The organism is Pseudarthrobacter adonitolis (assembly GCF_055412845.1).
Genome location: NZ_JBVAYW010000030.1, coordinates 20055 through 27055, shown reverse-complemented (window position 1 = coordinate 27055; position 7001 = coordinate 20055). Strand labels below are relative to the sequence as shown.

At 64.0% G+C, this 7001-nt stretch carries 7 protein-coding genes and 1 pseudogene; 5 read left to right on the top strand and 3 right to left on the bottom strand.

Annotation, left to right across the window (positions count from 1 at the left end):
* The first annotated feature begins 242 nt into the window (after nucleotides 1-242).
* The 5 genes and pseudogenes from ACZYZ4_RS18380 to ACZYZ4_RS18360 all read left to right on the top strand — a co-directional run bounded on the left by ACZYZ4_RS18380 (nucleotide 243) and on the right by ACZYZ4_RS18360 (nucleotide 4010).
* Nucleotides 243-1160, top strand: coding sequence for a site-specific integrase (locus ACZYZ4_RS18380; RefSeq protein ID WP_463863158.1), 918 nt, complete (start codon nucleotides 243-245; stop codon nucleotides 1158-1160).
* A 72-nt stretch (nucleotides 1161-1232) separates the two neighbouring features.
* Entirely contained in the window at nucleotides 1233-1748 is a 516-nt protein-coding gene (locus ACZYZ4_RS18375) for a hypothetical protein (protein WP_463863157.1), read from the top strand.
* Nucleotides 1749-1835: 87 nt separating this feature from the next.
* Nucleotides 1836-2294, top strand: coding sequence for a hypothetical protein (locus ACZYZ4_RS18370; RefSeq protein ID WP_463863156.1), 459 nt, complete (start codon nucleotides 1836-1838; stop codon nucleotides 2292-2294).
* Between the two features lie 116 nt (nucleotides 2295-2410).
* Nucleotides 2411-2623: pseudogene (locus ACZYZ4_RS18365) on the top strand (IS3-like element ISAar46 family transposase); the annotation flags it as partial.
* Nucleotides 2624-2954: 331 nt separating this feature from the next.
* Nucleotides 2955-4010 carry an LCP family protein gene (locus ACZYZ4_RS18360; RefSeq protein ID WP_463863154.1) on the top strand — a complete coding sequence of 352 codons (1056 nt, stop codon included), beginning with the start codon at nucleotides 2955-2957 and terminating at the stop codon, nucleotides 4008-4010.
* Between the two features lie 28 nt (nucleotides 4011-4038).
* Here ACZYZ4_RS18360 and galU read toward each other — a convergent pair whose 3' ends face one another.
* Genes galU through paaE form a run of 3 tightly spaced genes read right to left on the bottom strand, consistent with a single transcriptional unit; the run spans nucleotide 4039 to nucleotide 6997 of the window.
* On the bottom strand, nucleotides 4039-4929 hold the full coding sequence (galU, locus tag ACZYZ4_RS18355) for a UTP--glucose-1-phosphate uridylyltransferase GalU (RefSeq protein WP_463863153.1): 891 nt from the start codon (nucleotides 4927-4929) through the stop codon (nucleotides 4039-4041).
* A 9-nt stretch (nucleotides 4930-4938) separates the two neighbouring features.
* Nucleotides 4939-5748, bottom strand: a complete 810-nt coding sequence (locus ACZYZ4_RS18350) for an enoyl-CoA hydratase/isomerase family protein (RefSeq protein WP_463863152.1) — start codon at nucleotides 5746-5748, stop codon at nucleotides 4939-4941.
* Between the two features lie 7 nt (nucleotides 5749-5755).
* Entirely contained in the window at nucleotides 5756-6997 is a 1242-nt protein-coding gene (paaE, locus tag ACZYZ4_RS18345) for a 1,2-phenylacetyl-CoA epoxidase subunit PaaE (RefSeq protein WP_463863151.1), read from the bottom strand.
* Nucleotides 6998-7001 lie beyond the last annotated feature (4 nt).

Sequence of the window (7001 nt, the reverse complement as noted above, 5' to 3'; positions counted from 1 at the left end):
TGCCCGAGCACCCGGGCTTCAGCGCCCATGGCCAGGCGGCGCTGACGCTCATCCAGATGCGGGAACAACGAATCGAACTTTCCCCGCAAAGCCGTCTCAACCTCTGCACCAATGGTCATAGCACCACCATAGAACCAATACGATGAAACGCTGGCTTATTTACTGACGAGCTCTAAAGCACCCCAGCCGCCGAGGCCATAGGTGACCAATGGGACCTGGCGGTCTTCGGCAACTCCGGCACCGTGTCATTCACCGGTCTTAGCCAGCCGTGGTTGCGGGAAGCCGCCAAGCGCTGGGCCATTGATGACCTGCCCAGAAGACGGATCCGCCCCGGCCGGCGGAGCACCACGAGCATGTCGGTGCGTCACCACGTGAACGCCCTGGTTCGTCTGTCGGAGACCTTGCGGATGCCCCCGGACCAAGGCCGGATCCCCGCCGGTCTTGGCCGCGCCCACATCGAGACATTCCTGAACCGGCTTGCCTATCTAGCCTCGACGGGTCAGATCAGCACCGATGCCCGGCTCCGCACCGTCCGCGAGGTCCGGCACGTGCTCTCCACGATACGGGCTCTGGGTCTAACCCGTCCCGGCACCCTGGCCGCCGGCCTCGGTGAGGACTTCACCATCGGCGCCGCCGACATCCCCGATGAACCCGAAGCCGCCGAATCCGGACGGGATCTGCCGCCGGAAATCATGCGGCAGATCTGTTCCCACCTCGACCGGCTGACATCGCCGCCGATGAGGGCCGGGATCGAGTTGGCCATCGACACCGGCAGAAGACCCGAGGAGATCGCGGCCCTGGCGTTCGACTGCCTAGCCCGCGATGCCGACGGATCTGCGGTGCTGGTCTTTGATAATCACAAGGCCGGCCGCCTCGGCCGCCGGCTGCCCATCAGCGCGAACACTACCAATGTGATCACTTCCCAGCAGCAGTGGGTACGGGCCCGCTACCCCCACACCCCGGTCGGTGAGCTCAAACTGCTGCCCACAGACCGGCGCATTCCTCGCGTTCCACCACCGCGCCTGGATCACGAACATGCCGGTACTGAGAACCGCTTACGACACCGAGTTCGACAAGGCCCTCATCGTTCTTTATGCCTACCGGCACACCTACGCCCAGCGGCACGCCGACGAGGGAGTGCCGATCGATGTGCTGCGTGAGCTCATGGATCACCGAAAGCTCGACACCACCAGCAGCTACTACCAGGTCGGCCAGGGCGCCGCCGCGAGGCCGTGGACCGGGTCACCGCCATGCAGTTCAACCGGCACGGCGAACGCATCTGGCGCCAGGCCCAGGAGCTGCTGGACTCTGACCACGCACGCTGGTCCGTCAGAGAGGTGATCGTTCCGTTCGGCCTCTGCACCGAACCGTTCAACGTCCAGGCCGGCGGAAACGCCTGCCCCTACCGGTTCCGTTGCGTCGGCTGTGATCACTTCCGCACCGGCGTCTCCTACCTACCCGATCTGCAGGCCCACCTCGATGATCTGCTCCGCAACCGGGAGAAGCTCCTGGCCACCCAGGACCTGGAGGAATGGGCCCGCACCGAAGCCCTGCCGTCGGAGAACGAGATCACCCGCATCCGCCGGCTGATCTCTAAAGTCGAAGCCGGGCTGGACCAGCTGGCGCCCGTCGACCGGGCAGAGATCGAGCAGGCCGTAACCCTCGTGCGCCGCCACCGCACCACGGCTCTGGGCATGCCCCAGTTCCGGCAGCCGGTACCCGATGTCCGCCCAAGGCCAGTGCCGTGAGCATCCCCAAGGCTCCCGCGGTTATGAAAACAGCCGCCGCCATCGAAAGCCGCCGCGCCGACACCACCCGGCGCCGCGAACGCGTCCTTGCCGCCCATCAAGGCACATTCCGACGGCCACGAGATCAGCGTCGCCACCATCGCCCGCGCCGCGGGCGTTGACCGCACATTCCTCTACCGACATCGCGACCTGCTGGCACAGCTGCACACGATCCAAGCGCAGCCGTCCCACGACTCCACACGGGGTGCAGCGGTCAGCCTGGCCTCGCTGCATACGGACCTGCTCGCCGCCAATGAACGGGGGAACCGCCTCGCAAACCACATCCGGACACTGAAACGGCGGCTATCCGAAACGCTCGGCGAACAAGTGTGGCGCGAATCCGGTCTCGGCGCGCCACACGATCTCGACGAGCTGAACCAGCGCATCACCGGGCTCGAGCAGCAGACCCCCGATCTGAAACTGCGCCTCGAGGAACGGGATCAGGATCTCAACGCCGCGCGAGCCGTGAACCCGGAACTCACGACCCGCCTCAACACCAAAAAATAGGATGCGGCGACAAACGTGCACCACATCAACGGTGTACGAAAACACCACCCAACAAGCCGCTGACCTGCGACGATATTGAAAACGATCGCCCAAAAAATCAACGACCCCCAGAGAACCACCACCACAGTGGCATCGGCTTCCACACCCCCGCGAACATCCACTACGGCCACGCCGCCGGCGTCGCCAAAGAACGCTCGGCAACCCTCGCGGCAGCCCGGACGAAACACCCCGAACGCTTCACGACAACCACCGATCCCAAAATCCTCGCGCTCCCCGGACCAGCCTGGATCAACCAACCCAAGGAAATCCCCGAACAGTCAGCCGCCTAACTCCCGTTGGTACCGTTCAGCTTGAAAAATTCCGCGGCGCCCAACGCCACAAATTCCATGCTGATCCATGATGCCGATGACTCGATCTCGGCGACTCGTGGTATTTTAATAGGGGATGCGCAGGCACTGGCGAAGACTCCGTTGGTGGCAGGGATTTAGCCTCGTGCCATCCGAACAATCGATACCGTATTGGCTACTTGCTGGCCGAGGGATCGTGGCCATAGCTTCGTCCGCTCTAGCGTTACTTCGCTGACTGGCAAATTCTTCCCGCGAACAGCACCGGGCATATCCTCGGTAGGAAACGACTCCTCCGCCATTCGTTTAGGATCCTATGACTCTCCCACTTGAAACCGAACCGCCCGCGACGGGCGCCGGTCCAACCCCGCAGAAGAGCCGCAAGGGCCGCGCAGTCCTGATTGTCGTAGCTGTCCTTGTCCTCGTTGCTGCCGCAGTGGCGGGCGGCTACGTCGTGAACCTTGCCAACTCCTTCAACTCCAAGACCGAGAAAATTCAGAGCGCTTTCCCCGAAGAGTCCACACGTCCCCAAAAGGCACCGGGCACGGCAGGGCCGGAGGCAATGAACATTCTGCTCATGGGAAGTGACAGCCGCGGACCGACAGAAGTGGATGCGCAGAATGGTGTGCCGTCCGATCAGCGTTCCGATGTGATGATGCTGGTCCACATTCCGGCGGACCGAAAAAATGTCTACTCCATTTCCCTCATGCGGGACCTTAGGGTCAAAATTCCTGGATTCGGTGAGGCCAAGATCAACGCGGCCCTGGCTTATGGCGGTGTTCCACTGGTGGTTCAAACGGTGGAATCTATGTTTAACCAGCGGATTGACCACGTTGCCATGATCAATTTCGACGGATTCAAGGGGCTAACTGAGGCGTTAGGCGGGGTGGACGTAAATTCGAGCATGGCATTCAGCGTCGGACAGTTCACATATGCGGTCGGGACGAACTCGCTGAGCGGTGAGAAGGCTCTTGCGTTCGTACGCGAACGGCACTCGTTTGCCGACGGTGACTACCAGCGAGTACGAAATCAGCAAGCGTTCATGAAGGGTGTCATTGCCAAAACCATCACCGCGGATACCCTGACCAATCCGATCACCGTCAGCAACTTGGTCAACGAGTTCTCGCCCTTCGTGGCTGTGGACAAGGGCCTAGACGCTGCCACCATTGGCGGCCTCGCCGTGGAACTCAAGAGCGTGCGGCCCCAAGACATCAGCATGTTCACTTTACCCACCCGCGGCGTCGGAACCTCCAGCGACGGTCAGTCAATTGTCCTGACAGATCCGGTGGCCATACAAAGTATCTCGGCAGCCCTCACAGCCGACAAACTGGGCGACTACATCGCCGCCAACAACCTCCAAAACGGAAATTGACCCAAATGGCTAGCCTGGTGCGGGATGGCTAGCCGACGAAGCCCTTCATCCAGGTCTTCAAATCCTCGCCGAACTCCACCCGCTCGGACGCCAGCGTGATGACGGCCTTGAGGTAGCTCAGCTTGTCGCCTGTGTCGAAACGGCGACCTTTGAAGACCACCCCGTACACACCGGAGCCCTCGCCCTCACCGGCAGCCAGGGTCTGCAGCGCATCGGTCAGCTGGATCTCGCCGCCGCGGCCGGGCTCAGTCTTCTCCAGTACGCCGAATACGGACGGGTGCAGCACGTACCGGCCGATCACGGCCAGGTTGGACGGCGCCTCCCCCACGGCAGGCTTCTCCACCAGGCTGTTCACGCGAACGTAATCCTGGCCGTCGACTGCTGTTATGTCTGCACAGCCGTAAGCGCTGATCTGGGCAGGGTCCACCTCGATCAGCGCGATGACAGAACCGCCGGTCTTCTGCTGCACCTCCATCATGGTGGTGAGCAGGTCCTCGGCCTCGTCGATGAGGTCGTCACCCAACAGCACCGCGAACGGCTCGTTGCCCACGTGCTGGCTGGCGCACAGCACTGCGTGGCCCAGGCCCTTGGCCTCGCCCTGGCGGACGTAGTGGATGGGGCCCAGCTCCGAGGCGTACCGGACCGACTCCAGGCCATCGGTATCGCCCTTCAGCTCCAGCGCACGCTCCAGGCCGGGCTCTCGGTCGAAGTGGTCCTCGAGGGAGCGCTTGTTTCGTCCCGTGATCATCAGCAGATCGGTGAGGCCGGACTTCACGGCTTCCTCAACCACGTACTGGATGGCCGGCCTGTCTACCACCGGCAGCATTTCCTTCGGCATTGCCTTGGTGGCGGGCAGGAAGCGAGTTCCCAATCCGGCAGCAGGAATGACGGCTTTGGTTATTGCTTTCCCCGTTGTCATAGCTGAACCTTACAAATCAACAGCGGAAAAAGGCAATTTCTGCCCGGTAAATCGCGGCTCGCGTTTTTCCTGAAAAGCCCGGAAGCCTTCGGCGTAGTCCGCACTCTTGCAGAGTCGTGCCTGCTCAGCGTTCTCCTCCGCCATAGCGTCCCACAAGCCCAGCCGCTGGTCGCGGATGTGCGCCACCAGCTCTTTGCTCGCCGTGAAGGCGCCCGTGGCCCCGGCGGCAACCTTCGACACAATTTCCCGGGTGTTGTCCAACAGTTCGTCCGACGGCATGGCCCGGCTGAACATGCCCTGGGCTACGGCCTCTGCCCCGGACATCAGCTCGGCGGTGTAGATCAGGTCCAGCGTCCGGTGCATGCCCAGCCGCTCTGTGAAGTACCAGTGCCCGCCCGAATCCAGGGTTGCTCCCAGCTTGGCGAACGGCGAACCAAACTTGGCGTTCTCCGCTACGTACACGACATCCGTCGCGAGCAGCAGGCCCAGCCCTACGCCGAGGCACGCCCCCTGCGCCGCGGCGAACGTGGGCGCCGGGAACGCGCTCATTTTCTTCAGCAGCGGCTGAACCAGCCCGCCCAGGTACGCGTCAGCGTCGTCCGTCTCCGGCGTCACTCCGGAAATGTCCCGGCCGGCGCAGAAGGCGCGGCCCTCTCCCCTCAGCAGCAGCGCCCGCACCTCACCGCGCGAGGCGGCGGCAGCGGCGTCGTCGTACGCCTGTGTTAAATCCGCGAGCGCCTGCTCGTCGAGGGAGTTCAGCTTGTACGGCGCGTCCAGGACCACTTCGGCGACGTTGTTGGCGATGGAGAGGGAGATCATGGGTTCCTTAAACGTCGAAGTCGACGGTGACGTCTTTGCTCGTGGGGTGCGACTGGCAGGTCAGGACGTACCCCTTGTCCAGCTCATCCTGCTCCAGCGCGTAGTTTTCGTCCATGGTCACGGTGCCGGTGACCAGTTTGGCGCGGCACGTGCCGCACACTCCCCCGGCGCACGCGAACGGCACATCCGCGCGGACCCGCAGCGCCGCGTTCAGGATCGACTCGCGGGCATGAGTGGGGCTGGCCACCTCGCCCTGCAGGCCGTCCAGCTTGAACGTGATCCTGTACGTCTCCTGGGACTCGTCCACCACCACGGGACGGCCGGCGTGGCCCTCCGGCCGGTCCGGCTTTCCGCTCGTGAACAGCTCGAACCGCACGTGCTCCGGCTTCACCCCGCGCTCGGCCAGGGTGTCCCGGCACAGCTGCACCAGCTCGAACGGCCCGCACAGGAACCACTCGTCCACATCGTCCGCGTGGATGGCGGTGCCGAGGAGCTGCTGGAGCTTTTCGGCGTCGATCCGCCCACTGAGCAGCGGCGCGATCCGCTGCTCGCGGGAGAGCACGTGGTGGATGGCCAGCCGCTGCGGGTACCTGTCCTTCAGGTCCGCCAGCTCCTCCAAGAACATCACGTCCATGGCGGCCTTGTTGGCGTAGATCAGGTCAAAGCGCGTCTCCGGGTTGGCCGCCAGCAGCGTGCGGGCGATCGCGATCACCGGGGTGATGCCGCTCCCCGCCGCGATGGCCACAAACGTGCCCGCCCCCTGGGAGGCTGCCTCCCCCGCGAGCGCCTCCGGATGGTTCATGGAGTTCATGACGTTCTGCTCCACGGCCTTGCCGTCCCGGCCGTGCTTGGACACAAACGCGCCCATGGGGCTCATAACATCCAGGGTGTCCCCCGCCTTCAGTTCGGCGTTGGCCCACGTGGAGAACAGCCCGCCCAGGTCCTGCTTCACGGCCACCCGGATCTCGCTGCTGCCGTCCGGGAACGTGCGCGGCTCGGCGCAGATGGAGTAGCTGCGGCGCACCTCGTGCGGCTCGCCGTTCTCATCCTGCAGCGTGGTGCGCAGGGCCACGTACTGGCCGGGCAGGTAGTCGAACTGGCCGGCGAGCTCCTGGGGGACGCCGAACGACACCTCGATGGCATCCTCGGTCAGCCGGCGCACCTCCGCCACGGTGAGGGTATGGAAGGACGGACGACGGCGGCCGCTGGCTAGCGCCGATTCGGCGGCGGTCTGACGCACAACAGGCATGGGG

Bases quoted from the DNA above. Each gene is read 5' to 3' on its own strand.
- ACZYZ4_RS18360 (WP_463863154.1), top strand. From the start codon at position 2,955: ATGACTCTCCCACTTGAAACCGAACCGCCCGCGACGGGCGCCGGTCCA.
- galU (WP_463863153.1), bottom strand. From the start codon at position 4,929: ATGACAACGGGGAAAGCAATAACCAAAGCCGTCATTCCTGCTGCCGGA.
- ACZYZ4_RS18350 (WP_463863152.1), bottom strand. From the start codon at position 5,748: ATGATCTCCCTCTCCATCGCCAACAACGTCGCCGAAGTGGTCCTGGAC.
- paaE (WP_463863151.1), bottom strand. From the start codon at position 6,997: ATGCCTGTTGTGCGTCAGACCGCCGCCGAATCGGCGCTAGCCAGCGGC.